We start from the raw sequence: 24,329 nt of genomic DNA, 5'->3' as shown, positions 1-24,329 counted from the left end.
CTATCGGGAGCAAGCCCCCTCCCACAGTGGTACTGCGCAGGTTGGCGAGTTAGTGCCCGCCTTTCATGCGTCGGGCGATGAGGTAAAGGCCCAGGCCGAGCAGTGCGGTCGCTGCGCCGATGTAGCCGGTGCTGGTCCAGCCAAATCCCGCTGTAATCGCCATTCCTCCAAACCACGGCCCCAGCGCGTTCGCCAGGTTGAACGCCGCGTGGTTGGACGCGGCCGCCAGGCTTGGGGCTTCGTGGGCGATGTCCATCAGGCGGATCTGCAACGGTGCCGCCAGCGACACCATGGTGCCGACCAGGCCCATGCTCAGCAGCACGCCCCACAGCGACGATGCGGCGAACGGGAAGAACAGCAGCACGGCAATCGACCACACCAATATCAGCCCCACCGCGCGAAACTGCATGCGATCAAACAGTTTGCCGCCTGCGATGTTGCCGATGATCCCGCCGACACCAAACGCCGCGAGGCCAAACGGAATCCACTGTGGCGACACTTTGGTCACTTCCAGCATGGTCGGCGCCAGGTAGCTGAATACGCAGAACATCCCGGCAAAGCCAATCGCGCCGATGGACAGGGCCATCCACACCTGCGGTTTGGTGAAGGCGCGCATTTCCTTGCGCGGGTCGCTGCGTTCTTCGTCGTGGCGGTGGGGCACGAATTGCCAGACCAGCGCGATGGTGCACAGGGCAATCACGCTGACCAGGGCGAAGGCCGAGCGCCAGCCCAAGTGTTGGCCGAGGAAGGTAGCGATGGGGTTGCCCAGCAACATGGCGAGGGTCAGGCCCATCATCACGCGGGCGACGGCGCCGGCGCGTTTATCCGAGGGCACCATGCTCGAGGCGACCACCGCGGCGATGCCGAAGTAGGCGCCGTGGGGCAGGCCGCTGATGAAGCGGAAGGCCACCAGTGAGCTGAAGCTCGGGGTGAAGGCGGTGGCGAGGTTGCCCAAGGCGTAAAGCGCCATCAATAACAGCAGCATATGTTTGCGCAGCAGTTTGGCACCGAGGATCGCCAGCAGTGGGGCGCCGACCATCACGCCCAGGGCGTAGGCGCTGATGGCGTGGCCGACCTGGGGTTCGCTCAGGTTGAGGTTTTGGGCGATGTCGGGCATGAGGCCCATGATGGCGAATTCGCCGGTGCCGATTGCGAAAGCGCCCACGGCCATGGCCGCTTCCATTTTGGCGGCACTGCGCGCGGGCAGCAGGTGCCCGGGTGTTTGCTGGATAGACATGGATGGCTCTGTTTGAATGGGTGCACGAAAGACAGTCGTCGATGCTACGCACGCGACGGTGAAGGTGTCTAGAACAGCCGCTTGTCCGAGAGTTCCAGGCCTGTGACCTCAGGTCGCGCCTGCCAGCCTTGACACCTGCGCAATAAAAGCCGCGATTTAATGCTGTCAATTGGCCAAACGACCCATAAACGCTGTTTGGCATGATATTCTGCGCGCCGTTCTGGACAGGTCTTTCCCGGGTGCGTACATCCGTATACGTCCCGGCGGTGGGCTGTCGCCCAGGTAGCTGAAGCCAATAATGATAAAAAGTCAGCGCAGAAGGGACAAAAGTGAGGTCGATACGTCGGCCTTGTGTGCCCACCCTACGGTCTGCAGAGTCAGGGGCGGTAGGGCGGATGGCGTTTTATCATAGGTGCTACTGATGTTTAAAAAAGTAAACACTGCCCTGCTGGGGCTGGCTTTGTCGATGGGGATCACGTCCGTTCACGCGGAAGAGGCAAAGAAAGTCGATGTGCTGCTGATCGGCGGCGGCATCATGAGCGCAACCCTGGGTGTGTGGCTCAACGAGTTGCAGCCGGACTGGTCGATGGAGATGGTCGAGCGCCTCGATGGCGTGGCCGAAGAAAGCTCCAATGGCTGGAACAACGCCGGTACCGGTCACTCGGCGCTGGCTGAGCTGAACTACACCCCGGAAGACAAGAACGGCAACGTTGAGATCCCGAAAGCGGTCGAGATCAACGAAGCGTTCCAGATCTCCCGTCAGTTCTGGTCCTGGCAGGTCCAGCAGGGCGTGCTGAAGAACCCGCGTTCGTTTATCAACTCCACACCGCACATGAGCTTTGTGTGGGGCGATGACAACATCAAGTTCCTGAAAAAACGCTACGAAGCCCTGAAAGCGAGCCCGCTGTTCGCCGGCATGCAGTACTCCGAAGACCCGGCGCAGATCGCCAAGTGGGTTCCGCTGATGATGCAAGGGCGTGACCCGAGCCAGAAAATCGCGGCCACCTGGACCCCGATCGGCACCGACGTGAACTTCGGCGAGATCACCCGCCAGTTCGTCGCGCACCTGCAAACCACGCCGAAATTTGACCTGAAACTGTCGAGCGAAGTGCAGGACATCACCAAGAACGCCGACGGCTCGTGGCGTGTGAGCTACAAAAACCTGAAAGACGGCACCAAGACCGAAACCGACGCCAAGTTCGTGTTCATCGGCGCGGGCGGCGGTGCACTGCACCTGCTGCAGAAGTCGGGTATTCCTGAAGCCAAGGAATACGCAGGCTTCCCGGTTGGCGGCTCGTTCCTGGTGACCGATAACCCGGCCATCGCTGAGCAGCACATGGCCAAGGCCTACGGTAAGGCCTCGGTTGGCGCACCGCCGATGTCGGTTCCGCACCTGGACACCCGCGTGCTGGACGGCAAGCGCGTGATCCTGTTTGGCCCATTCGCGACCTTCTCCACCAAGTTCCTGAAGGAAGGCTCGTACCTGGACCTGCTGACCAGCACCACCACTCACAACATCTGGCCCATGACCAAAGTCGGTATTCGTGAATACCCGCTGGTCGAGTACCTTGCCGGCCAACTGATGCTGTCGGACGACGACCGCTTCAAGGCACTGCAGGAATACTTCCCGAACGCCAAGCAGTCCGACTGGCGCCTGTGGCAAGCCGGCCAGCGCGTGCAGATCATCAAGCGTGACGAAGAACAGGGCGGCGTCCTGAAACTCGGTACCGAAGTGGTCAGCTCCGCCGACAACACCATCGCAGGCCTGCTGGGTGCATCGCCAGGCGCGTCCACCGCGGCTCCGATCATGCTGACCGTGCTGCAGAAAGTGTTCAAGGACAAGGTGGCGACCCCTGAGTGGCAGGCCAAGCTGCACCAGATCGTACCGAGCTACGGCACCAAGCTGAACGACAGCCCGGAAGCGGTTGCCAAGGAATGGGCCTACACCGCCGGTGTTCTGCAATTGACGCCACCGCCTGCGATCCCGCAAATGGCGGCGCCAAAGGCCACCGAGGCTGCCAAACCTGCGGCTGAGCCGAGCAAGCCGGCGTCCGACCTGGCGCTGTAAGCTGCTCAGCAACACGCATCGCTGAAGAAAAAGCCCGCTGAACCGGTGACGGTCAGCGGGCTTTTTTATGGGCGACGTTCACACCTTGAAATGCCTGACCTGCTCATGCAGGCAGAATGGCTTGCCCCCTGGCATTGCGGCCATCATCGCCGCGCTGCAGCCGCTGATGACGGCGGCACTGTCCACCGGCAGCGATACCGAGCGCAGCGGCGGCTGGCAGTGGGTAGGGCTGTTGATCAGTTTTGTCGGCGTGGCGATCGTGAAACGACCGACAGTCGCATGCACCTCATAAGGCGTGCAGGTTCAGCAAGCTGACAGACACACCCTGTTAAAAAATACCCAGGGCCATGCAGGAGCGTGGTTGCAGCAAGGGGGGATTTTTACCATTGCAGGGTGTAAGCGCCCGAGGGTTTTGTATGTTGTTACGTTATGCGGCATTGGCGGCAGTGGTCGTCGCAGCATCTGGATGTGTACAGGAGCGCGTGGTTCATGAACGCGTTCCGATGCAGCGTGATTACGTTGAAGTGGTCGCGCCACAACCGCCGCCGGTGCAGGTGATCGAGGTCGAGCCGGCGCCACGTTATGGCTATGTATGGTCGCGCGGTTACTGGCGCTGGACGGGCGGGCGGTATGTCGCGGTGCACGGTCATTGGGAGCCGGTTCGCGAGGGTTATCGTTATGTGCATCCGCACTGGGTGCAGCACAGCGATGGTTTCCACTGGCAGGTGGGTGGCTGGGTGCGCTGAGCCTGGTTAAATCGGCTTCTGGGTACCCAGGAGCCGAACCTCTCGCAGCAGTGCCGCCCCGAGTTGATCGGTGCCCAGCTCGCGATATCCCACCGCCTTAACGTCGCCGTTTTCCTCCGCCTGGATAATGATCACCGGTGTTTCCTTACCCGATGTTTCGTCCATATGCATCGCGTACTGCGGAATATCCAGCGCTATCGGCGTACCTGCGGCCTTGCCCTTCACATTGATCAGGAACGCCGCGCACCCGCTGTCCACGTCCTCATTGGTGGCCGAGCGGCCGCTGACGAAGCAGCTCTGCGGCAAGTCGGGCCAGACGATGGCATCGCCCAAGGCGAGGGCAGGCAGTAGGGTCACGGCTGTGAGCAGAAGCGTGCGCACGTTCGGTGTTCTCTTGATCAAGGGGACAGTCGATTTTTTACCAAAGCTCGCCGTCGGCTGCAACGCCGCGGCTCAGCCCAGCCGCTTCATGCCCGTCGTTTTGGCGGCGTCGAGGTCGAATGTGGCGGTGTATTCGCAGCCGGCCGCGTGGGCGCAACGCTCGATCAGGCAGTCCGCAAAGTCGGCCTTGCTGGCGATGAACTTGCGCAGTGCCTTCCAGACGATATCGGCGTGTTCGATGGTCAGTTCGCGGGTGTGCAGCAGGGTCTCCAGCACCAGCACCACGTCGGCCTTGGCCGATTGGTAGCAGGACTGCAGGACCCACACCAATTCCACGATGGACACCACGCTGACAAAACCTGGCGATGCGGCAGTCAGTGATTCGATCAGGTGCGATGCCTTGGCCGACTGCACCGCATCGTCCTGGGTGACGTAGCGCACCAGCACATTGGTATCCAGGCCGATCATCGCGCTTTTGCTCCCCGGGCCGCGATGGCCTGATTCATGTCCTCGATGGATACGGCCCTGGCAGGCGTGTTGATCAGCCCCTTGAGATCCTTGACGGTTTTGCTCGCGGCAATCATGGAAAACTTGCCGTCTTCCATCTCGACGAACTCCACCCGGTCGCCTGTTTCCAGGCCCAGGGCTGTCCTGACCTGGACAGGAATAGTGATTTGCCCCTTCGACGTCAGTGTGGCGGTTGCCATGGTTAATACCTCCAACATAATGCCCCTTACCCTAGAGTAAGGAGTGCTGAAGGACAAGATCCGTTGGTCCATAGGTTGCTCGCAGAAGTGAGTTGGAATAGGAAAACCCTAGTCCGAACGCAGGATCCTCACACGCTCGCTCGTGCCCTAAAGCGCTACAAACTATGACCAACCGCGCGCGGGGCTTATTGCACCACGCGATAGCACGGCACATACGCTGCGCCGCCCGGCAGTTTCATCCGGTGCTGGGCCACGAATGCCTTCAGCAGCTCATCCAGTGGTTTCATGATCGCCGGGTCGCCGTTAATTTCGTAAGGACCGTTTTCCTCGATCAGGCGAATGCCCTTGTCCTTCACGTTGCCCGCCACGATTCCCGAGAACGCACGACGCAGGTTGGCCGCCAACTCATGGGGTGCCAGCGCATGACTCAACTGCAGGCTGGCCATGTTTTCGTGGGTGGGATCGAACGGACGCTGGAAGCCCTCGTCGATCTTGAGCAGCCAGTTGAAGTGAAACGCATCGTTGCGCTCGCGACGGAACTGCTTCACCGCCTTGAGGCCGGCGGTCATCTGGCGCGCCACTTCGGCTGGATCGTCGATGATGATCTGATAATGCTGTTGCGCGGCTTCACCCAGGGTGGCGCCGACGAACGCATGCAGTTGTTCCAGATAGGGCGCCGCGTGTTTGGGCCCGGTAAGCACTACCGGGAACGGCACGTCGCGGTTGTCCGGGTGCATCAGAATGCCCAACAGGTACAGGAACTCTTCGGCCGTGCCTGCACCGCCCGGGAAGATGATGATGCCGTGGCCCACGCGCACAAAAGCTTCCAGGCGCTTTTCGATGTCCGGCAGGATCACCAGTTCGTTGACGATGGGGTTCGGTGCCTCGGCGGCGATGATGCCAGGCTCGGTCAAACCCAGATAGCGCCCGCCGGTGATGCGTTGCTTGGCGTGGGAAATGGTCGCGCCCTTCATCGGCCCTTTCATCACGCCGGGGCCGCAGCCGGTGCACACGTCGAGGCTGCGCAGGCCCAGTTCGTGGCCGACTTTCTTGGTGTATTTGTATTCTTCGGTGTTGATCGAGTGCCCGCCCCAGCACACCACGATTTTCGGCTCGACGCCCGGGCGCAGCGTACGGGCGTTGCGCAGCAGGTGGAATACGTAGTCGGTAATGCCCTGTGAGTCGCTCAGGTCGATGCGCTGGCTGCCGAGTTCGTTCTCGGTGTAGACGATGTCGCGCAGGGCGCTGAACAGCATCTCACGGGTGCTGGCGATCATTTCGCCGTCGACGAATGCGTCTGCCGGCGCGTTCACCAGTTCGAGGCGTACGCCGCGGTCCTGCTGATGGATACGCACTTCAAAATCTTTGTAGGCGTCGAGGATGGTCTTGGCGTTGTCGATGTGCGCGCCGGTGTTGAGGATGGCCAGGGCGCACTGGCGAAACAGGGTGTAGATGCTGCCGGTGCCGGCGGCGCTCAGTTGCTGGACTTCGCGTTGGGAGAGGGTTTCGAGGCTGCCCTTGGGGCTGACGGAGGCGTTGATGACGTGACGTTGGGGCATTCTGATTCCTTGAAAGCACAGCCACCGCATCCTTTGGGATTCGTTGGCTTGAGAAGAGTGGGCGCCGTTGACGGCGCGCGAGCCGAATATTTACCTCAGGCGCAAGGCCGAGCGCAAATACCGTCCACCCCCATCATGCCGCAGAACCTACTGAATCAGCTTCCAGTTTTTGTAGAAAACCCGACGCAGGGTAAAGACCAGGCCGGCAAAACCGGCAATCACGGCATTCAGCACCGAGGGCAGCATTGTCGGCCGCACGATGTCGATAAACAGGCAGTAACGCTTTGCGTCGTTCTTGTTGAAGGAGGCGTGCATCAGCGTGTCATCGAAAATAAACAGCGGGTCGTCGTGCCAGTAGTGTTTGTGTTTGCCGACCTGGATGTACACGCCTTCGTGGTGCGGTGCCGGCGCCATGTTGTAGAGCACGCGAAACATCATGCGCAGCGGGCCGAAGTGAAACGAGGTGGAGCGGTTTTCGTTGAACACCGATACGCCGATGGTCTTCACGAACGGCAGTTTCTTGCGCAGTTGCGGAATATCCAACGTGGTTTCGATCGGACGGCCGTACCACTGGAAAAACAGCATGCCGCGCTTTTTCTCGGCCATGCGCGTATCCAGGTAGCCGATGATTTCGTCCTTGTGGGCCATGGCGTCGTCGATCACCTGTTGCAGGTCCTCGCGCCAGGCGGGCGGCAGATCATGCATCGTATAAACATGGCGATTACGGCGGCTCAGCAGGTCGAGCAGGGTGTTGAACGGTGCCAGCACCCAGGTGTTGCGTCCGTTTCCGATGAAATATTTCTTGATGGTGTCGCGGTCGTACAGGCCGTTGCGCAGGAAGTCGTACACACCGCACACCAGTACCAGCCCAAGGAATACCGCCGAGGTCAGGGGGAACAGACCAATGATCAGCAGGACGCCTGCTACCCAGGCGAGCGACACTGCTCTTTTACGTAAAACCGACTTGCTCATCAAACTCAGCTCCAGCTGGACGCCATTCGACAGGTCCGGATCCATGGCCGCGAGTGGTTGGTTTTGAAACATATTGAAACAATCCGTTCATGATAAAGGCGTTCTACCGTTCGCGGGCGTTTTAAGTAGTGGGAAATTGTGAAGAATGCGCTCAGTTCTAACCCTAGCCGCACTTGGCCCGCTGTGCGGATTGGATTTTGTAAACGGAAGATTTGCGACTATCGTGACGCTTCGGTTTTTTGGGCGTCATAGACCGGTACGATTAAGTTGAATGGCCACCATTGGCCTTCGACACCTTGGAAGAGGCAGAATTTTTATGATCATCAAACCGCGGGTTCGTGGCTTCATCTGTGTGACCGCTCACCCTGTTGGCTGTGAAGCGAATGTCAAAGAGCAGATCGACTACGTGACTCAACATGGCGTCATCGAGGGCGGCCCCAAAAAGGTGCTGGTACTCGGTGCTTCCACTGGCTACGGCCTGGCCGCGCGCATCAGTGCTGCGTTTGGCTGTGGCGCCGACACCCTGGGCGTGTTTTTTGAGAAAGAAGGCGAAGAGGGCAAACTCAGTTCCGCCGGCTGGTACAACAGCGCGGCGTTCGAGAAGTTTGCCGTCGAGAAAGGCCTGTACGCCAAGAGCATCAACGGCGACGCGTTCTCCGACGAGATCAAGCGCCTGACCATCGACACCATCAGGAAAGACCTGGGCAAGATCGACCTCGTGGTCTACAGCCTGGCCGCGCCGCGCCGCACCGACCCGCAGGGCGTGGTGCACACCTCCACCCTCAAACCGATCGGCAAGGCCGTGACCCTGCGCGGCATCAACACCGACAAGGGCGTCGTGGTCGACACCACGCTTGAACCGGCCACCCAGGAAGAAATCGACGGCACCGTGAAAGTCATGGGCGGCGAAGACTGGCAGTTGTGGATCGACGCCCTGCGCGACGCCGACGTACTGGCCGAAGGCGCGAAGACCACAGCGTTCACCTACCTCGGCGAGAAGCTGACCCAGGACATCTACTGGAACGGTTCCATCGGCGAAGCCAAGAAAGACCTGGATAAAAAAGTCCTGACCCTGCGCGACAACCTCACGGCGCTCAAGGGCGATGCCCGTGTGTCGGTGCTCAAGGCTGTGGTCACCCAGGCCAGCTCGGCGATCCCGATCATGCCGCTGTACCTGTCGCTGCTGTTCAAGGTGATGAAAGAGCAGGGCACCCACGAAGGCTGCATCGAGCAGGTCTATGGCCTGTTCAAGGACAGCCTGTACGGCAACGAGCCCAAGCTGGACGCCGATGGCCGTCTGCGCGCCGACCTGGCCGAGCTGGAACCGAAGGTCCAGGACGCCGTGGCCGCATTGTGGAATCAGGTGACCGACGACAACGTCAACGAGATCAGCGATTTCGCCGGCTACAAGGCTGAGTTCCTGCGCTTGTTCGGTTTTGAGGTCGACGGCGTGGACTACGAGGCCGACGTGAACCCGACCGTGAAGATCAATGGTTTGATCCAGGCCTGAGACACGGTTTAAACAATGTGGGAGGGGGTTTGCTCCCGATAGCGAGGTGTCAGCCACACACGTTGACTGACACTCAGCCATCGGCAGCAGGCCTCCTCCCACAGTTGCTTTGGGTGTTTTTCAGAAGCGTCCTACGTGCTGACGCGCAGCTCCTGCCTGACAAACTCTGCCAGAATCCTTCGGCTATCACGCCATGCCAACGGAGGATCTGATGACGATTCGTGCAGTAGTTTTCGATTTCGGCGGTGTCCTGTTCGACTGGAGCCCGCTGCACCTGTACCGCAAGCTGATTGCCGACGACGATGAACGCCAGTGGTTCCTGGACAACATCTGCACCCAGGCCTGGAACACCGAGCAGGATGCCGGCCGCCCCCTGGCCGAGGCCACCCGCACACTGATTGATCAATACCCGCGCCACGAACCCCTGATCCGCGCCTACTACGACCGCTGGCCTGAAATGCTGCGTGGCCCGTTGCCCGAAGGCGTGGCGATTCTCAAGGCCTTGCACGCCGTCAATATGCCGCTGTTCGGGCTTACCAACTGGTCCGCTGAAACCTTCCCCTACGCCCGCGCCAACTACCCGTTCCTGCAGTGTCTGCGCGATATCGTCGTGTCCGGCGAGTTGAAGCTGATCAAGCCCGATCCCGCGATCTATCACGCCAGCCTCGAACAGGTGCGCGCCCATCTGCCGGATATCCAGGCGGGAGAAGTGGTGTTTATCGATGATGTGGCCGGCAATGTCGAGGCCGCCATCGCTCTGGGCTGGCAGGGCATTCATCATGTGTCAGCCGAGCGCACTGCCGCGCAGTTGCGTGGGTTGGGGGTGGGCTTTTAGCGCGCGAACTGTTCCACCACAAAGTCGACGAACGCGCGCAGCTTCGGCAAACGGTAGCGGTCCTGGCGATACACCAGGTGCATGGGGCGGCTGGGCAGTTGGTAGGTGGGCAGCAAGGCCACCAGCTTGCCGGCCTCCAGGTCCGGCCGCACCAGCGCATCGGGCAACATGACGATGCCCATGCCGTGCACGGCCGCCTGACGCAGGCCTTGTGAGCTGTTGAGGGTCAGTGAACCGGACACCTCGACCTCGATTTCCCCTTCGGCGCCGGTCATGCGCCAGAGTTTGTCGGCGTTGCGCCAATCGTCAGCGGCGGGGTAGGCGAAGGCGAGGCAGTCGTGTTGCCGCAGGTCTTCGGGTGTCTGCGGGGTGCCCTGGCGTGCCAGGTAATCCGGTGATGCGCACAGGGTGATGGTGTAGTCCTGCAATGGGCGAGCGATCAGGCCGGAGGTTTCCAGTTCGCCCAGGCGGATGGCGACATCGAAGCCGCTGTCGATCAGGTCCATACGCTCGTTGCTGAGCACCACATACAGCTTGATCAGCGGGTAGCGGCGGGAGAACTCACTCAGCGCCGGCGCGAGGCGCTCGGTGCCAAAGGCCGGCGGCGCGGTGATGCGCAAGGTGCCTTTGGGAATCTCGCTGTGCGCCTGTTCGGCCAAGTGCTCGGAGTCGGCCACCAGCCCCAGCACTTCCAGGCAGCGCTGGTAATACTGGCCGCCGAATTCCGTGAGGCTTTGCTTGCGTGTGGTGCGCTTGAGCAGACTCACGCCCAGGCGCTGCTCCAGTGCGCGCAGGTGGTTGCCGACCATGGTGGTCGACAGGCCGCACGCCTGGGCGGCGGCGGTCATGCTGCCGCTTTCGACCACCTTCACGTACACCGACATTGCCTGGAATAAATCCATTATCAAGCCCTGCTTTAAAGTCATTGCACAAAAGCGGAGTTTATCCAGCTGAGGTGGCTAACGATACTTCAAGCCACCCCAACAAGACACTGGAGCCCGCCACCATGACCGCCGCCTGCCTGATGAGCACTTATCAACCCCTGGCCCTGAGCTTCACCCGTGGCCTTGGCACGCGTCTTTGGGACCTGCAGGGCCGTGAGTACCTGGACGCGGTGGCAGGCGTGGCGGTGACCAACGTCGGGCACTCCCATCCCAAACTGGTGAGCGCCATCAGCGAACAGGCAGGACTGTTGTTGCACACTTCCAACCTCTACAGCATCGATTGGCAACAGCGGTTGGCCCGGCGGCTGACGCAGTTGTCCGGCCTGGACCGGGCGTTTTTCAACAACTCGGGCGCCGAGGCCAACGAGACGGCACTCAAGCTTGCCCGCCTGCATGGCTGGAAAAAGGGCATTGAGCAGCCGTTGGTGGTGGTGATGGAAAACGCCTTTCACGGCCGCACCCTCGGCACCATGGCGGCCAGTGACGGGCCTTCGGTGCGCCTGGGGTTTCAGCGTTTGCCGGGAGATTTCATCAAGGTCGGCTTTGGCGACCTGGCCGCCCTGGACACGATCACTGCACAGTGGGGCACGCGTATCGCGGCGGTTTTACTGGAGCCGATCCAGGGCGAAAGCGGTGTGCTGATGGCGCCGCCGGGCTATCTGAAAACCCTGCGCGACCACTGCACACGCCACGGCTGGCTGATGATGCTCGACGAGATTCAGACCGGCATCGGCCGCACCGGCACCTGGTTTGCCTTTGAGCATGAAGGCATCGTGCCTGACGTGATGACCCTGGCCAAAGGCCTCGGCAACGGCGTGCCCATCGGCGCCTGCCTGGCCAAGGCCTCGGTCGCTCAATTGTTCACGCCTGGCAGTCACGGCAGCACCTTTGGTGGCAACCCGCTGGCGTGCCGTGTGGGTTGCACGGTGCTGGACATCATCGAAGAACAAGGTCTGCTGCACAACGCGGCGCGCCAGGGCGAACACCTGCTGGCGCGGTTGCGCATGGAGTTGGACGAGTGCGCGCAGGTGGTGGCGATTCGCGGCAAAGGCTTGATGATTGGTATCGAACTGGCCAGTCCCTATCGTGACCTGGCCCGGCGCGCCGCCCATGAACATGGGCTGCTGATCAACGTGACCCGGGGCAAGATCATCCGTCTGTTGCCTCCGTTGACCTTGGACGGCAAGGAAGTGGAGATGATCGTGCGGGCCATCACCCGGCTGCTGAACTGAAAAAATGCAGTCTCATGGTGGGAGGCAGCAATCCCCCTCCCACAGGGGAACAGCGTGATGCTCAAAGGTCAGCGCCATTGAGCCACTCCTGGTTCAGCGTCTCGGTGTCTCCCAGGTACTCCAGCAACCACGCCATGGCCGGCGACAGTCTGTTCTGCGCCCAGGCCACGCACGACGGGCTGGCGGGGAAGGGCCGGTGCAGTTGCAGCGCCATCAACTCGCCACGCTCGATCCACGGCAACACCTGATGCGCCGGTGCCATGCCGACGCACAGACCGTCGCGCAGGCAGTCGATGGCCGAGGACCAGTTGGGCACCACCAGCCGCAGTTGATTGTCCAGCGTCCAGGTGTCGCGCTTGGGCAGGTTGCGGGAGGTATCGGTCATGCACAGCGAGGCGAACGGGCGCAGTTGATCGTCGCTGAGCAAGCCGTCCACCGCCGCCAACGGATGCCTGGCGCTGACCACGCACAGCCAGTTCATAAGGCCCATGTCACGAAAGGTGAAATGGCTGGCCACCGGCACCGCACTGGTGGCGCCGATCACGATGTCGGTGCGCTCATCGGCGAGGGCGTCCCACACGCCGTTGTACACCTCGTATTCCAGCAATAACTCCACGTCGGGAAACTGCCGGTAGAAATCCAGCACCAACTGCCGACAGCGCTGCGGTTTGACGATGGAATCCACCGCTACCTTCAACTGACCGCTCCAGCCATTGGCCACCTGCTGGCACAAGCGCCGGGTGCCGAGCATTTTTTTCATCACGCCACGGGCTTCATCAATAAACAGACGGCCGGCGGGTGTCAGTTCCACATCCCGGTGGCGGCGGATGAACAGCGGCACCGCCAGCCATTCTTCGAGTTGCCGCACGGTGTAGCTGATGGCAGACGGCACGCGGTGCAGCTCCTGGGCGGCGGCGCTGAAACTGCCATGACGCGCCACGGCGTCCACCACATCCAGGGAGTATTCGGACCACATGAGCGGATGCCTTCAAATTAGTTGATAGGAATGTCCAATTATTCTCGCTTCACACAGGATCTGTCAGCTTCATAATGGGCGCCAGTCAGCAAATAGTTTGATGGCAAGGTAGAAAAGGCTTCAATGAAAAATTCGTTTGGTTTTATCGGGTATCTGGCGGGGCTGAGCATGCTCGGTTATCTCGCCATGGACATGTACTTGCCGGCGTTCGGCGCCATGGGCGAGCAGTTGCAGATCGGCGCGGGCGCAGTGGGCGCCAGTCTGAGTGTTTTCCTCGCAGGGTTTGCCGTGGGGCAGCTGCTGTGGGGGCCGCTGTCGGACCGCCTGGGGCGCAAGCCGATCCTGCTGACAGGTCTGAGCCTGTTCGTGCTGGGTTGTGCCGGGATGTTCTGGGTCGAGACCGCGCCGCAGTTGCTGGCCTTGCGTTTCATCCAGGCCATTGGCGTGTGTGCCGCCGCCGTGAGCTGGCAAGCGCTGGTGATCGACCGCTACCCGGCCGACAAGGCCCATCGCGTGTTTGCCAGCATCATGCCGCTGATGTCGCTGTCGCCGGCCCTGGCGCCGCTGCTGGGGGCGATGGTGTTGAACCATTTCGGCTGGCAGGCGATTTTCGCGGTATTGCTCGGGGTGTCGCTGTTGTTGCTGCTGCCCACCTTGTTCCTGCGCAGCCCGCCGAAACGCCCTGCAGACAAACCGGCGGTACGCCTCGGCTACGGGCAGTTGCTCAGCTCGCGAGTGTTCACCGGCAATGTGATGATCTTTGCCGCGTGCTCCGCGAGCTTCTTTGCCTGGCTCACCGCTTCGCCGTTCATTCTCGGGGGCATGGGCTACAGCCCCAGCGATATTGGCCTGAGCTATGGGGTGCCGACGCTGGCCTTCCTGATCGGTGGCTACAGTTGCCGCAGTGCCCTGCAACGCTTCGAGGGCAAGGCGCTGCTGCCGTGGCTGCTGGTGGCGTACTGCATCAGCATGGTGGCGCTGTACCTGGTCGCCACCTTTACCGTGCCGACCCTCACCACCTTGCTGATTCCCTTTTGCCTCATGGCGCTGGTCAACGGTGCGAGCTATCCCATCGTGGTGGCGAACGCGCTAATGCCGTTCGCGGAAAATTCCGGCAAGGCGGCGGCGCTGCAAAACACGTTGCAGCTGGGCCTGTGTTTTTTCGGCAGCCTGCTGGTGTCGTCGCTGCTCGACCAGCCGCTGATGATCACCGTGAGCGTGATGCTGGCAACCGCGCCGTTGGCGGTGTTGGGTTATTGGCTGGCGCGGCCGAGCGCTGAGTGCAGCATGCTGGCGAGTGACATGTCCGGTTGATTGTATACAACTCTATGGACATATAGTCTTTACATTGCATACAGTGGTCTCACAACAAAAACAGAGACCCTCTCACCATGACTACCCCGAAGGCATCACCGCAGCGGCCAGAAGATGAGAATCTGGGCGTCGCCGCCAACCTGGCGTACGGCCTGCAGCATGTGTTGACCATGTACGGCGGCATCGTTGCCGTGCCGCTGATCGTTGGCCAGGCGGCCGGCTTGGCGCCGGCGGAGATCGGCCTGTTGATCGCCGCATCGCTGTTTGCCGGTGGCTTGGCGACCCTGTTGCAGACCCTGGGTGTGCCGTTTTTCGGCTGCCAGTTGCCACTGGTGCAGGGCGTGTCGTTCGCGGGCGTGGCAACCATGGTGGCGATTATCGGCAACGACGGCCCGGCGGGGCTGCCGGCGGTGCTCGGAGCGGTGATGGCTGCGTCGCTTATCGGCTTGTTGATCACCCCGGTGTTCTCGCGGATCACGCGTTTTTTTCCGCCGCTGGTGACCGGCATCGTGATCACCACCATCGGCCTGACCCTGATGCCCGTGGCCGCGCGCTGGGCCATGGGCGGCAACAGCCAGGCGGCAGACTTCGGCAGCGTGCCGAATATCGGCCTGGCTGCGCTGACGCTGGTATTGGTGCTGTTGCTGAGCAAGATCGGCAGCGCGGCCATCTCACGGTTGTCGATCCTGCTGGCGATGGTCATCGGCACCGTGATTGCGGTGCTGCTCGGCATGGCGGATTTTTCCGGTGTGACCCAGGGGCCGATGTTCGGTTTTCCTGCCCCGTTGCACTTCGGTATGCCCACCTTTCAGGTGGCCGCGATCCTTTCCATGTGCATCGTGGTGATGGTGACGCTGGTGGAAACCTCGGCGGACATCCTTGCGGTGGGTGAGATCATCGACACCCGGGTCGACTCCAAACGCCTGGGCAATGGCCTGCGTGCCGACATGCTGTCGAGCCTGTTCGCGCCGATCTTCGGCTCGTTCACCCAAAGCGCGTTCGCCCAGAACGTGGGTCTGGTGGCCGTTACCGGGGTGAAGAGCCGCTTTGTGGTGGCGACGGGCGGGGTGTTCCTGGTGATCCTCGGCCTGCTGCCGTTCATGGGCCGGGTGATTGCCGCCGTGCCCACGTCGGTGCTGGGCGGCGCGGGCATCGTGTTGTTCGGCACCGTGGCGGCCAGCGGTATTCGCACGCTGTCGAAGGTGGATTACCGCAACAACATGAACCTGATCATCGTCGCCACGTCCATCGGTTTTGGCATGATTCCGATTGCCGCGCCGAGCTTCTACGACCAGTTCCCCGGCTGGTTCGCGACCATTTTTCATTCAGGGATAAGTTCGTCGGCGATCATGGCGATTGTGCTGAACCTGGCGTTCAATCACTTCACCGCCGGCAACTCGGACCAGCAGTCTGTATTCGTGGCCGGCACCGAGCGCAGGCTGTGTTTTCACGATGTGGCGGCGTTGCGTGATGGCGATTATTTCCGCGGCGGCAAGCTGTTTGATGCCGAGGGGAAGGAGGTTCCGTTGTTGGCCGACATTCCAGGGAAAACAGCGAAACCTGAAATCACTTAGGTCTGAATGTGAGAGGGGGATTGCCCCACCCCTCGCATCACCTGTTCAACCGGCCTTGAGTTCAGCGTGCCGCACCGAACACACCTCATCCAGAAACTTCACCACCGTGCCCATGCACGCCTGGCGTTCTTCCACATGGGGCATGTGGCTGGAGTCTTCAAACAGTGCCCAGCGCACATCGGTGATCTCATCCAGGAACGGCTTGACCACCAGCGGCGTGGCCTCATCGTGCCGCCCGGAGATCACCAGCGTCGGCACGTTGATCGCCGACAGCCGGCCGATCACGTTCCAGTCCTTCAAGCTGCCGATCACGTGGAACTCGGTCGGGCCGCTCATGGCGTGGTACACCGTCGGGTCGGCGTCGACCTGGGCGAAGGTGCGCGCCACTTCTTCGGGCCACGGGTTGACGCGGCACACGTGCTGGTCATAGAAAATTCGCGAGGCGGCGAGGTATTCCGGGTCCTGGTAGGTGCCGGCTGCTTCGTGCTTGAGCAGGGTTTCATCGACACCTTCGGGCAACAGTTTGCGCAGGCGGTTGGCTTCGCTGACCCAGGTGCGCATGCAGGTGGGCGAGTTGGCCGGGATGAATGCGCGCAAGCCTTTGGGTTGCGCAATGGCGTGCTCGCTGCCGAGCATGCCGCCCCAGGATTGCCCGAGGATTGCGTAGTCATTGCTGATTTGCAGGTGGTCCAGCAGGTTGTTCAACTCATCGAGGAACAGGCTGACGGTCCAGAAGGAGGGGGGCTTGTCGGGCAGGTGGGTGGAGCGGCCATTGCCCAATTGATCGTAGTGGATCACCGCGTGGCCGCTGGCGGCAACGTCCTTGAACGCGTCGACGTAATCATGGGTGCAACCGGGGCCGCCATGAAGGATGACCAGCGGCGTACGCCCGTTGCTCAGGTCGCCGGTGACGCGGTACCAGGTCTGGTAGGCGCCGAAGGCCGCGTAGCCTTCGCGGATTTTGTCGATGAATTCCATTTCGTACCCTGCTCTGAAAAAATGATCAGGGCTACGATAATTGGCCTGGGCGATTCCGGTAACTAGCAAAACAGCTAGGTTTTGCCGAGCGGTCAATCTTCCAGCAAACGGTAATGGCTGGCACGCACCACCGCCTGCACGCGGTTCCTGGCACCCAGCTTGTGCATCGCCGAGGCCAGGTGCAAGGTGACCACCGCCAGTGAGCGGCTCAACTGCGCAGCGATTTCGGCGGCGGTCATGCCCTCGGCGGCCCATTTGAGGCACTCGCGCTCGCGTTTGGTCAGGTGAACATGCGGGTAGGTGCGCAGCTCTTTGCTGAACAGCGGGTAGGCCGCTTCCTGCAAGGCGTGGGTAATCAGGCTGAAGTCCGGCAGCGTGTGCCGGGCATCCTGCAGCACCGCGCCGGCGCTGCCGGTGCGCAGGCCGGTCAGTGAAGCGAAGCCGCCGCGCGGCAAGTGGATAGGCACGCTGACGCCGCAGGTCAGTTGCTGGTCGTGCAGGTAAGAGGACACCGGGGCGTGGCAGGGGTCGATGATGGTTTGCAGCGCGGTTTCGGCCTTGGCCTCGTAGGACCACACAAACGGCGACACCGTGCGCAGGGCCAGGTGCTGCACCGGATCGATCTGGTAGAACCCTTCGCTGCACCACAAGGCGTGCCAGTCGGGCGGGGTGTTGCGCAGTTCCAGCACCGAGGGGGTGATCAGGCTGCCGTCGTGGTCGATCGGCACCGGGGTGTAGTCGTAGACCAGCGCATCGAAACCCAACTGCTGGGCAAGAACAAACGTATTGTCCATCTGCTCATCCAGGCTCCTGCCCGGCATCAGACGATTGTTGATGGCAGTTAGCTTGGCCAGCATCCGTTCTGCTCCCGAATTCATTTGAATCTCGACTTGCGGCAAGTAGAATGCCACGCCCCGGCGAAGGACTGCCAGACCAAACCTATAAGAAATACTAGGTTATGGACACGCGGCATCCTCGGTAGTGTTGGCCTGATCAGCGGCCACTGCCAGCCAGGCCGATACCACACAAGGAATGTACGCATGTGGCGTGAAATTGCCCCCGACCAGCAGTACAACGTGCAAGTCGACGGCCACAACCTCGTGGTCTACAGCTTTGGCGAAGGCGATGAGGTGTTGCTGTGCCTCAACGGCGGCCCGGGCCTGCCGTGTGACTACTTGCGCGACGCCCATGGCTGGCTCAAGGACCATAACCTGCGAGTGGTTGCATTCGACCAGCTTGGCACGGGCGCTTCTGCCAGACCCACCGACGTCTCCTTGTGGGAAATCGGCCGTTATGTCGAGGAAGTCGAAACCGTACGCCACACCCTTGGCCTGGGCCGCGTGCACTTGCTTGGCCATTCCTGGGGCGGCTGGCTCGGCATCGAATACGCCATTCATTACCCGCACGCGTTGAAAAGCCTGATCCTGGAAAATACCGTCGGCGATATCCCGCACCTGTCCCAGGAACTGCAACGGCTGCGCGGCGCCCTCGGCAGCGAGACCGTGGCGATGATGCAGCGCCACGAAGCCATGGGCACCCTCGACCACCCGCAGTACCAGGCGGCAATCACCTTGCTCAACTATCGCCATGTGTGCCGCCTGGACGAGTGGCCGGAACCGGTCAAACGCTCCCTTGGCGACTGGAACATGGGGCCTTACGAAACCATGCAGGGCCCCAACGAATTCCTCTATATCGGCAACCTCAAGGACTGGAACCGCCTTGAGGAGATGGCCGCCTTCAGCATGCCGATCCTGATCACCACCGGCCAGCACGACGAACTCACGCCGGCCTGCGCACTGCGCATGAAACTGGCGGCCCGGCACGCCGAATTGCATGTGTTCCCCAACAGCAGCCATATGCCGTTCTACGAAGAACCCCAGGCGTATTTTCCGGTGCTGCTGGACTTTCTCGCGCGTCATCGAGGCTGACGAATGAACCTTGCGCGCTACCGTTTCGTGCTGTCCCGGCCGCTGCAATTGCTGCCGGTGCTGTTTGGCATCAGCCTGATCACCTTTGTGCTGGTGCGCTCGATCCCCGGCGACCCGGCGCGGGCCTTGCTCGGCTCGCGCAGCACGCCGGATGCGTTGCTGAAGATTCGCGCGCAGTTCGGCCTCGATCAGCCGCTGTGGCTGCAATATTTCTACTTCCTGAAAAACCTGCTCAAGGGCGACCTCGGCCAGTCACTGCTGTACAAGGTCGATGCCCTGAAGCTGATCGTGACCCGCATTGAACCGACCCTGGTGCTGGTGCTCGGCAGCGTGCTGCTGGCGCTGCTGATCGCGGTGCCGCTGGCCACGGTGGCGGCGCGTCGCAAAGGTGGCTGGGCGGACAACCTGATCCGCGTGTTCACCACGCTGGGCCTGGGCATGCCGGCGTTCTGGCTGGGCCTGATGCTGATTCTTGTGCTGAGCGTGCAATGGGGGCTGTTCCCGGTGTCCGGTTACGGCCGTACCTGGCTGGACAAGGCGCACCACATGGTGCTGCCGTGCCTGACCATTGCCCTGGCGCTCTCGGCGGTGCTGGTGCGCAACCTGCGGGCGAGCATGTTGATGGAGTTGCAGGCCGACCATGTCACCGCCGCCCGGGCCCGTGGGCTGTCGGAAGCGGCGGTGTTTCGCCGGCATGTGCTGCCCAATTCCCTGGTGCCGGCGGTCAACCTGCTGGCGGTGAATATCGGCTGGTTGATCAGTGGCACGGTGGTTATCGAAAGCCTGTTCGCCATTCCCGGCATCGGCCAGTTGCTGGTACGCGGCATTTTTACCCGCGATTACATGGTGGTGCAGGGCGTGGCGATGGTGCTGGCGTGCGCGACGGTGCTGGTCAACTTCATCGCGGACATAGTGACCGTGACCCTCGACCCACGGGTGAAGATGCAATGAGCAGCGCCCCGATGATTGCGCCATGGCGCCTGCGCCTGCGGCTGGGCTTTCGCAATGGCCGGCTGACCGCCGCGTGGGGGCTTTTGGTATTGCTGGTGTGGCTGGCTCTGGCGCTGTTTGCGCCCTGGGTCGCGCCCTATGACCCGATTGCGCAGAACACCGAATTCAGCCTGCTGGCGCCGAGCCTGGCGCACCCGTTCGGCACCGACAACTATGGGCGCGACATTCTGTCCCGGGTGATCTGGGGCGCGCGGATTGACCTGCAACTGGCCATTGTCGGCGTGATCTTCCCGTTCATGATCGGCACCTTCGTCGGCGCAGTGTCCGGCTATATCGGCGGGCGCTTCGACAGCGTCTGCATGCGTGTGATCGACGTGATCCTGGCGTTTCCGTTCCTGGTGTTGATGCTGGCGATCATGGCCATCCTCGGTCCGGGCCTGAAAAGTTTTTATATCGCCATGGCGCTGGTGGGCTGGGTGTCGTACGCGCGGCTGATCCGCTCGCAGATTCTGGTGCTCAAGGAAAGCGAGTTCGCCCTGGCTGCCAGAAGCCTGGGCTTTGGTCATGGGCGCATCCTGTTCCGGCATTTGCTGCCCAACGCGATGTTTGGCTCGATTGTGTTTTCCATGTCGGATGCGGTGCTGGTGCTGCTCAACGGCGCTGCCGTGAGTTACCTGGGCCTGGGCGTGCAGCCGCCGACGGCCGAGTGGGGCACCATGGTGGCGGAAGGGCAGGCATTCATCACCACGGCCTGGTGGATCTGCACCTTTCCAGGGCTGGCCATCGTGACCCTGGCCATGGGCTTCAGCCTGCTGGCCGACGGCGTGGCGCAGGTATTGGGAGACCGCACATGAGCCTGCTGCAGGTGCGCGACCTCAGCGTGATCGCCAACAACGCCGGGCGCGATGTCACGCTGGTCGACCGCGTGTCCTTCGACCTGGCCGAAGGCGAAATCCTCGGCCTGGTGGGCGAGAGCGGCTCGGGCAAGACCATGGCCTGTCGCGGCTTGATGCGCCTGCTGCCATCGCCGAACCTGCGGGTACAAGGCGGCGCCGTGCGGCTGGCCGGCCAGGACCTGTTGCAGCTTGACGATGCCGGCATGCGCGCGGTGCGTGGTGGACAACTGGGCATGATCTTCCAGAACCCCAGCAGTCACCTCGACCCGTTGATGCGCATCGGCGAGCAGATCGCCGAAGGCATCCGCCTGCATCAAGGGGCATCGAAAAAGGAGGCGCGCCTTCAGGCCATCGAGGTGTTGCGCCAGGTGGGCATTCCCGACCCGCAGGCGCGGGTCGACAACTTTCCCCATGAGTTTTCCGGCGGCATGCGCCAGCGCGCAATGATCGCCGTGGCCCTGGGCTGCAACCCGAAGGTGCTGATCGCCGACGAGCCGACCACGGCGCTCGACGTGACGGTACAGGCGCAGATCCTGCGCCTGTTGCTGGACCTGCGTGACACGCGCGGCCTGTCGCTCATCATGATCACCCACGACCTCGGCGTGGTGGCGCAGACCTGTGACTCCATCGCCGTGATGTATGCCGGTCGCCTGTGCGAACACGGCAGCAAGTACGCGCTGCTGGCCCGTCCGCAGCATCCGTACACCGCCGGCCTGATCGACTGCCAGCCCGCCCACAGCAGTGGTCATGCCTTGCTGCGCACCATCCCCGGCCAGCCGCCGTTGCTGGATGCGCTGCCGTCCGGTTGCCGTTTCAACCCACGCTGCCCGCAGGTGGGCGCGTTATGCACCGAAGTGCTGCCCGAGGGCGCGCGGGTGGCGTGCCACTATCCACTGGGAGAGCACCCATGAGCCTGCTGCAGATCAAGGACCTGGAGGTGAAGTTTGCCGCGTCCGGTACCGGCTTGTTCGGCTTGAACACGCAGTGGGTGAGGGCGGTGAACGGGGTGTCGCTGAACCTGGAGGCCGGGCAAACCCTCGGTCTGGTGGGCGAGTCCGGCAGCGGCAAAAGCACCCTGGGCCGCGCGATTTTGCACCTCAACCCCATCAGTGGTGGTCAGGTGCTGTTCGATGGCATCGACATGGCCCACGGCAGCGCCATCGACATCGCCCGCCTGCGCCATGAAACCGCGATGATCTTCCAGGACCCGTACGCGGCGTTGAACCCGCGCCACACCATCGGCGAAACCCTCGCCGAAGTGTTGCGGGTGCAGCGCAAAGTCGCGCCGCAGCAGATCCCGGCGCGTGTGAATGAATTGCTCGATCTGGTCGGCCTGCGCCCCGAGCTGGCGTCACGCAAGCCTGGCGCCCTCAGCGGCGGCCAGTGCCAGCGCGTCGGCATCGCCCGCGCGCTGGCGGTGGAGCCGCGCCTGATCATTGCCGACGAGTGTGTGGCGGCGCTGGATGTGTCGATCCAGGGCCAGATCATCAACCTGCTGCTGGAACTGCAGCAGCGCATGAACCTGGCGATTCTGTTTATCGCCCACGACCTCGCCATCGTGCGCCGTCTGTGCGACCGCGTGGCGGTGATGTACCTGGGCAAAATCGTGGAGGAAGGACCGGTGGAAGCAGTGTTCACCGCGCCCCGTCATCCGTACACAGCGGCGCTGATCCAGGCGATCCCGGAGATCGATCCTCATCGGCCGTTGCCTGCCGAGCCGCTGCCGGGCGAGCCACCCAGCCCGCTGAACCTGCCCGACGGCTGCGCGTTTCACCCGCGTTGCCGGCATGCGCGGGCCATGTGTTCCGTGGTGTTGCCGCCGACCCATTTCCTGCACGAGCATCGGTACAGTTGCGTGCTTGAAGAACCTTTGCTTTGACCCACCCCTGCCATTCATAGACAAGGAGTTATGACATGCAATCACGCCACTTGAAGTTGCTTGCCGCCGCCACATTGACCGCTTGGTCCCTCACCGCCGGGCTCGCCCAGGCCGCCGGGGTGCTGACCATCGGCTGCCGCGAGGACAGCACCACGTTCGACCCGATCAAGAGTGCACAGAACCGCGACACCTGGGTGTTCGCCAACGTTTATGACACCCTGGTGCGGGTGGATAACCTGGGCACCAAAATGGAACCTGGCCTGGCCGAAAGCTGGGAGATTTCCAGGGATGGCCTGACCTACACCTTCAAGCTGCGTGACGCGAAATTCTCCGACGGCTCGGCAATCACCGCTGCCGACGCAGCGTTCAGCCTGCTGCGCATCCGTGACAACAAAGCCTCGCTGTGGGCCGACCCGTTCAACCTGATCAACACCGCCAAGGCCGCCGACGCGAAAACCCTGGTCGTCACCCTGAAGACCCCGGCCGTGGCCTTCCTCTCGCAGTTGGCGTCGCCAACCGTGTCGATCCTGTCGGAAAAAGCCATGACCGAGATGGGCGAAGACGCCTACTCGGAAAACCCGGTGACCTCCGGCGCGTTCACCGTGGAGGAGTGGCGCAAGGGCGACCGTGTGATCCTGAAAAAGAACCCGAACTTCTGGCAGGCCAAAAACGTCAGCCTCGATGGCGTGGAATGGGTGTCGGTGACCGACGACAACACGCGCATGCGCATGGTGCAGAACAACGAGCTGGACACGGCGATCTTCGTCCCGTTTTCACGGGTTGAAGAGCTGAAGAAAGACAGCAACGTAGTGATCCACGCCGACCCGTCCACCCGTGAGGATCACCTGCTGATCAACCACGCCCACGGTCTGCTGGCCAAACAGCAAGTACGTGAAGCGCTGGACATGGCCATCGACAAGCAGTCGCTGGTGAAGGCCGCCACCTACGGTCAGGGCACTGTGGCCTATTCCTACATTCCCAAAGGTTCGCTGTACCACTACGCCGACAACCTGCAACGCCCGTACGACCCGACCGCTGCCAAAAAGCTGCTGGAAGCGGCCGGTGCCAAGGACTTGAAGCTCAACTACGTGGTCAACGCCGGCAACGAAGCCGACGAGCAGATTGCGGTGATCATCAAGGACCAGTTGGCCAAAGTCGGCGTCACCGCCAACCTGCAGAAGGTCGACCCGACCCAGAGCTGGCAGATGCTGGTGGACGGTGAATACGATATTTCGGTGATGTACTGGACCAACGACATCCTCGACCCGGACCAGAAGACCACGTTCGTGCTGGGCCACGACACCAACCAGAACTACATGACCCGCTACAAGAACGACAAGGTCAGGGAACTGGTAGCCGCCGCGCGGATCGAGGCTGACCCGGTCAAGCGCGGGCAGATGTATGTCGAGTTGCAGAAGTTGGCTAAACAGGATGTGAACTGGATCGATCTGTATTACAGCCCGTACATCAATATCTCGCGCAAGAACGTGAGCAACTTCCTGCAAAATCCTCTGGGCCGCTTCACCCTCGAAGAGGTGGTGAAGAACTGACCTTGCAAACCCGATTTGACAGGGTACCTGTGGCGAGCGGGCTTGCCCCGCGTTGGGCTGCGAAGCGGCCCCAAAACCTGCCACCGTGGACT

Annotated in this window: 23 protein-coding genes and 1 pseudogene; 14 read left to right on the top strand and 10 right to left on the bottom strand. The window is 61.9% G+C overall.

All coding sequences use genetic code 11. The features are described 5' to 3' along the window. Nucleotides 1-49 precede the first annotated feature (49 nt). Nucleotides 50-1,237, bottom strand: coding sequence for an MFS transporter (locus LUB09_RS17375; protein WP_003235282.1), 1,188 nt, complete (start codon nt 1,235-1,237; stop codon nt 50-52). A 421-nt stretch (nt 1,238-1,658) separates the two neighbouring features. On the opposite strand from LUB09_RS17375, the gene mqo reads away from it, so the two are divergent. The 3 genes and pseudogenes from mqo to LUB09_RS17360 all read left to right on the top strand — a co-directional run bounded on the left by mqo (nt 1,659) and on the right by LUB09_RS17360 (nt 4,051). After that, a complete protein-coding gene (mqo, locus tag LUB09_RS17370) occupies nt 1,659-3,305 on the top strand; it encodes a malate dehydrogenase (quinone) (protein ID WP_209980318.1) in 1,647 nt (548 codons plus the stop codon). Between the two features lie 112 nt (nt 3,306-3,417). Further along, a pseudogene (locus tag LUB09_RS17365) lies at nt 3,418-3,567 on the top strand (EamA family transporter); the annotation flags it as partial. 154 nt (nt 3,568-3,721) lie between these two features. Next, complete coding sequence (locus tag LUB09_RS17360) at nt 3,722-4,051, top strand: YXWGXW repeat-containing protein (protein WP_057009591.1); 330 nt, start codon at nt 3,722-3,724, stop codon at nt 4,049-4,051. A 6-nt stretch (nt 4,052-4,057) separates the two neighbouring features. Here the strand turns inward: LUB09_RS17360 and LUB09_RS17355 are convergent, their stop codons facing one another. The 5 genes from LUB09_RS17355 to LUB09_RS17335 all read right to left on the bottom strand — a co-directional run bounded on the left by LUB09_RS17355 (nt 4,058) and on the right by LUB09_RS17335 (nt 7,670). Continuing rightward, nucleotides 4,058-4,432, bottom strand: coding sequence for a hypothetical protein (locus tag LUB09_RS17355; protein WP_209980320.1), 375 nt, complete (start codon nt 4,430-4,432; stop codon nt 4,058-4,060). A 72-nt stretch (nt 4,433-4,504) separates the two neighbouring features. Beyond that, nucleotides 4,505-4,900 (bottom strand): PIN domain-containing protein, encoded by a 396-nt coding sequence (locus LUB09_RS17350; RefSeq protein WP_231423165.1) that lies wholly within the window; start codon nt 4,898-4,900, stop codon nt 4,505-4,507. Continuing rightward, the gene (locus tag LUB09_RS17345; protein WP_231423164.1) at nt 4,897-5,211 is read right to left on the bottom strand and encodes an AbrB/MazE/SpoVT family DNA-binding domain-containing protein; all 315 of its coding nucleotides are present in this window, start codon (nt 5,209-5,211) and stop codon (nt 4,897-4,899) included. Before LUB09_RS17345 ends, LUB09_RS17350 begins: the two co-directional genes overlap by 4 nt. Nucleotides 5,212-5,324: 113 nt before the next feature. Beyond that, nucleotides 5,325-6,698, bottom strand: a complete 1,374-nt coding sequence (ppnN, locus tag LUB09_RS17340) for a nucleotide 5'-monophosphate nucleosidase PpnN (protein WP_209980327.1) — start codon at nt 6,696-6,698, stop codon at nt 5,325-5,327. A 147-nt stretch (nt 6,699-6,845) separates the two neighbouring features. Then, nucleotides 6,846-7,670 carry an aspartyl/asparaginyl beta-hydroxylase domain-containing protein gene (locus tag LUB09_RS17335; protein ID WP_209980329.1) on the bottom strand — a complete coding sequence of 275 codons (825 nt, stop codon included), beginning with the start codon at nt 7,668-7,670 and terminating at the stop codon, nt 6,846-6,848. A gap of 316 nt (nt 7,671-7,986) precedes the next feature. On the opposite strand from LUB09_RS17335, the gene fabV reads away from it, so the two are divergent. Together fabV and LUB09_RS17325 are read left to right on the top strand one after the other, a co-directional pair. Then, on the top strand, nt 7,987-9,180 hold the full coding sequence (gene fabV, locus LUB09_RS17330; RefSeq protein ID WP_231423163.1) for an enoyl-ACP reductase FabV: 1,194 nt from the start codon (nt 7,987-7,989) through the stop codon (nt 9,178-9,180). A 211-nt stretch (nt 9,181-9,391) separates the two neighbouring features. Continuing rightward, on the top strand, nt 9,392-10,015 hold the full coding sequence (locus LUB09_RS17325) for an HAD family hydrolase (RefSeq protein ID WP_231423162.1): 624 nt from the start codon (nt 9,392-9,394) through the stop codon (nt 10,013-10,015). Here the strand turns inward: LUB09_RS17325 and LUB09_RS17320 are convergent. Then, the gene (locus LUB09_RS17320; protein WP_231423161.1) at nt 10,012-10,917 is read right to left on the bottom strand and encodes a LysR family transcriptional regulator; all 906 of its coding nucleotides are present in this window, start codon (nt 10,915-10,917) and stop codon (nt 10,012-10,014) included. The genes LUB09_RS17325 and LUB09_RS17320 overlap by 4 nt on opposite strands. 104 nt (nt 10,918-11,021) lie before the next feature. Between LUB09_RS17320 and LUB09_RS17315 the strand changes: the two genes are divergently transcribed. Continuing rightward, nucleotides 11,022-12,191 carry an aspartate aminotransferase family protein gene (locus LUB09_RS17315; protein ID WP_231423160.1) on the top strand — a complete coding sequence of 390 codons (1,170 nt, stop codon included), beginning with the start codon at nt 11,022-11,024 and terminating at the stop codon, nt 12,189-12,191. A gap of 61 nt (nt 12,192-12,252) precedes the next feature. On the opposite strand, the gene punR is transcribed toward LUB09_RS17315, so the two are convergent. Next, nucleotides 12,253-13,167, bottom strand: a complete 915-nt coding sequence (punR, locus tag LUB09_RS17310; protein WP_231423159.1) for a DNA-binding transcriptional activator PunR — start codon at nt 13,165-13,167, stop codon at nt 12,253-12,255. A 123-nt stretch (nt 13,168-13,290) separates the two neighbouring features. Between punR and punC the strand changes: the two genes are divergently transcribed. Beyond that, entirely contained in the window at nt 13,291-14,481 is a 1,191-nt protein-coding gene (punC, locus tag LUB09_RS17305) for a purine nucleoside transporter PunC (RefSeq protein WP_231423157.1), read from the top strand. Nucleotides 14,482-14,558: 77 nt separating this feature from the next. Further along, complete coding sequence (locus LUB09_RS17300) at nt 14,559-16,055, top strand: nucleobase:cation symporter-2 family protein (RefSeq protein ID WP_231423155.1); 1,497 nt, start codon at nt 14,559-14,561, stop codon at nt 16,053-16,055. A 45-nt stretch (nt 16,056-16,100) separates the two neighbouring features. Here LUB09_RS17300 and LUB09_RS17295 read toward each other — a convergent pair whose 3' ends face one another. Together LUB09_RS17295 and LUB09_RS17290 are read right to left on the bottom strand one after the other, a co-directional pair. Beyond that, on the bottom strand, nt 16,101-17,033 hold the full coding sequence (locus tag LUB09_RS17295) for a proline iminopeptidase-family hydrolase (RefSeq protein ID WP_231423153.1): 933 nt from the start codon (nt 17,031-17,033) through the stop codon (nt 16,101-16,103). A gap of 92 nt (nt 17,034-17,125) precedes the next feature. Next, the gene (locus LUB09_RS17290) at nt 17,126-17,890 is read right to left on the bottom strand and encodes a LuxR family transcriptional regulator (protein WP_209980347.1); all 765 of its coding nucleotides are present in this window, start codon (nt 17,888-17,890) and stop codon (nt 17,126-17,128) included. 183 nt (nt 17,891-18,073) lie between these two features. Between LUB09_RS17290 and LUB09_RS17285 the strand changes: the two genes are divergently transcribed. From LUB09_RS17285 to LUB09_RS17260, 6 genes are read left to right on the top strand one after another with little or no spacing between them, the layout of a single operon-like run. Further along, nucleotides 18,074-18,961, top strand: coding sequence for a proline iminopeptidase-family hydrolase (locus LUB09_RS17285; RefSeq protein ID WP_231423152.1), 888 nt, complete (start codon nt 18,074-18,076; stop codon nt 18,959-18,961). A gap of 3 nt (nt 18,962-18,964) precedes the next feature. Next, nucleotides 18,965-19,912, top strand: coding sequence for an ABC transporter permease (locus LUB09_RS17280; RefSeq protein ID WP_003235320.1), 948 nt, complete (start codon nt 18,965-18,967; stop codon nt 19,910-19,912). Further along, nucleotides 19,909-20,766 (top strand): ABC transporter permease, encoded by an 858-nt coding sequence (locus LUB09_RS17275; protein ID WP_209980350.1) that lies wholly within the window; start codon nt 19,909-19,911, stop codon nt 20,764-20,766. Before LUB09_RS17280 ends, LUB09_RS17275 begins: the two co-directional genes overlap by 4 nt. Beyond that, nucleotides 20,763-21,719 carry an ABC transporter ATP-binding protein gene (locus LUB09_RS17270; RefSeq protein ID WP_209980352.1) on the top strand — a complete coding sequence of 319 codons (957 nt, stop codon included), beginning with the start codon at nt 20,763-20,765 and terminating at the stop codon, nt 21,717-21,719. The genes LUB09_RS17275 and LUB09_RS17270 overlap by 4 nt, the downstream gene beginning before the upstream one ends. Further along, nucleotides 21,716-22,687, top strand: a complete 972-nt coding sequence (locus LUB09_RS17265) for an ABC transporter ATP-binding protein (protein WP_231423151.1) — start codon at nt 21,716-21,718, stop codon at nt 22,685-22,687. The genes LUB09_RS17270 and LUB09_RS17265 overlap by 4 nt, the downstream gene beginning before the upstream one ends. Before the next feature lie 35 nt (nt 22,688-22,722). After that, entirely contained in the window at nt 22,723-24,237 is a 1,515-nt protein-coding gene (locus LUB09_RS17260; RefSeq protein WP_231423150.1) for an ABC transporter substrate-binding protein, read from the top strand. Nucleotides 24,238-24,329: the final 92 nt, after the last annotated feature.

This window comes from Pseudomonas sp. Leaf59 (genome assembly GCF_920984685.1).
GTDB lineage: Bacteria > Pseudomonadota > Gammaproteobacteria > Pseudomonadales > Pseudomonadaceae > Aquipseudomonas.
This window is presented reverse-complemented; position numbering and strand designations above follow the sequence as displayed.

Coding starts and splice junctions, on each gene's coding strand:
- LUB09_RS17375 (WP_003235282.1), bottom strand. CDS start 1,237: ATGTCTATCCAGCAAACACCCGGGCACCTGCTGCCCGCGCGCAGTGCC.
- mqo (WP_209980318.1), top strand. CDS start 1,659: ATGTTTAAAAAAGTAAACACTGCCCTGCTGGGGCTGGCTTTGTCGATG.
- LUB09_RS17360 (WP_057009591.1), top strand. CDS start 3,722: ATGTTGTTACGTTATGCGGCATTGGCGGCAGTGGTCGTCGCAGCATCT.
- LUB09_RS17350 (WP_231423165.1), bottom strand. CDS start 4,900: ATGATCGGCCTGGATACCAATGTGCTGGTGCGCTACGTCACCCAGGAC.
- LUB09_RS17345 (WP_231423164.1), bottom strand. CDS start 5,211: ATGGACCAACGGATCTTGTCCTTCAGCACTCCTTACTCTAGGGTAAGG.
- ppnN (WP_209980327.1), bottom strand. CDS start 6,698: ATGCCCCAACGTCACGTCATCAACGCCTCCGTCAGCCCCAAGGGCAGC.
- LUB09_RS17335 (WP_209980329.1), bottom strand. CDS start 7,670: ATGAGCAAGTCGGTTTTACGTAAAAGAGCAGTGTCGCTCGCCTGGGTA.
- fabV (WP_231423163.1), top strand. CDS start 7,987: ATGATCATCAAACCGCGGGTTCGTGGCTTCATCTGTGTGACCGCTCAC.
- LUB09_RS17325 (WP_231423162.1), top strand. CDS start 9,392: ATGACGATTCGTGCAGTAGTTTTCGATTTCGGCGGTGTCCTGTTCGAC.
- LUB09_RS17320 (WP_231423161.1), bottom strand. CDS start 10,917: ATGGATTTATTCCAGGCAATGTCGGTGTACGTGAAGGTGGTCGAAAGC.
- LUB09_RS17315 (WP_231423160.1), top strand. CDS start 11,022: ATGACCGCCGCCTGCCTGATGAGCACTTATCAACCCCTGGCCCTGAGC.
- punR (WP_231423159.1), bottom strand. CDS start 13,167: ATGTGGTCCGAATACTCCCTGGATGTGGTGGACGCCGTGGCGCGTCAT.
- punC (WP_231423157.1), top strand. CDS start 13,291: ATGAAAAATTCGTTTGGTTTTATCGGGTATCTGGCGGGGCTGAGCATG.
- LUB09_RS17300 (WP_231423155.1), top strand. CDS start 14,559: ATGACTACCCCGAAGGCATCACCGCAGCGGCCAGAAGATGAGAATCTG.
- LUB09_RS17295 (WP_231423153.1), bottom strand. CDS start 17,033: ATGGAATTCATCGACAAAATCCGCGAAGGCTACGCGGCCTTCGGCGCC.
- LUB09_RS17290 (WP_209980347.1), bottom strand. CDS start 17,890: ATGCTGGCCAAGCTAACTGCCATCAACAATCGTCTGATGCCGGGCAGG.
- LUB09_RS17285 (WP_231423152.1), top strand. CDS start 18,074: ATGTGGCGTGAAATTGCCCCCGACCAGCAGTACAACGTGCAAGTCGAC.
- LUB09_RS17280 (WP_003235320.1), top strand. CDS start 18,965: ATGAACCTTGCGCGCTACCGTTTCGTGCTGTCCCGGCCGCTGCAATTG.
- LUB09_RS17275 (WP_209980350.1), top strand. CDS start 19,909: ATGAGCAGCGCCCCGATGATTGCGCCATGGCGCCTGCGCCTGCGGCTG.
- LUB09_RS17270 (WP_209980352.1), top strand. CDS start 20,763: ATGAGCCTGCTGCAGGTGCGCGACCTCAGCGTGATCGCCAACAACGCC.
- LUB09_RS17265 (WP_231423151.1), top strand. CDS start 21,716: ATGAGCCTGCTGCAGATCAAGGACCTGGAGGTGAAGTTTGCCGCGTCC.
- LUB09_RS17260 (WP_231423150.1), top strand. CDS start 22,723: ATGCAATCACGCCACTTGAAGTTGCTTGCCGCCGCCACATTGACCGCT.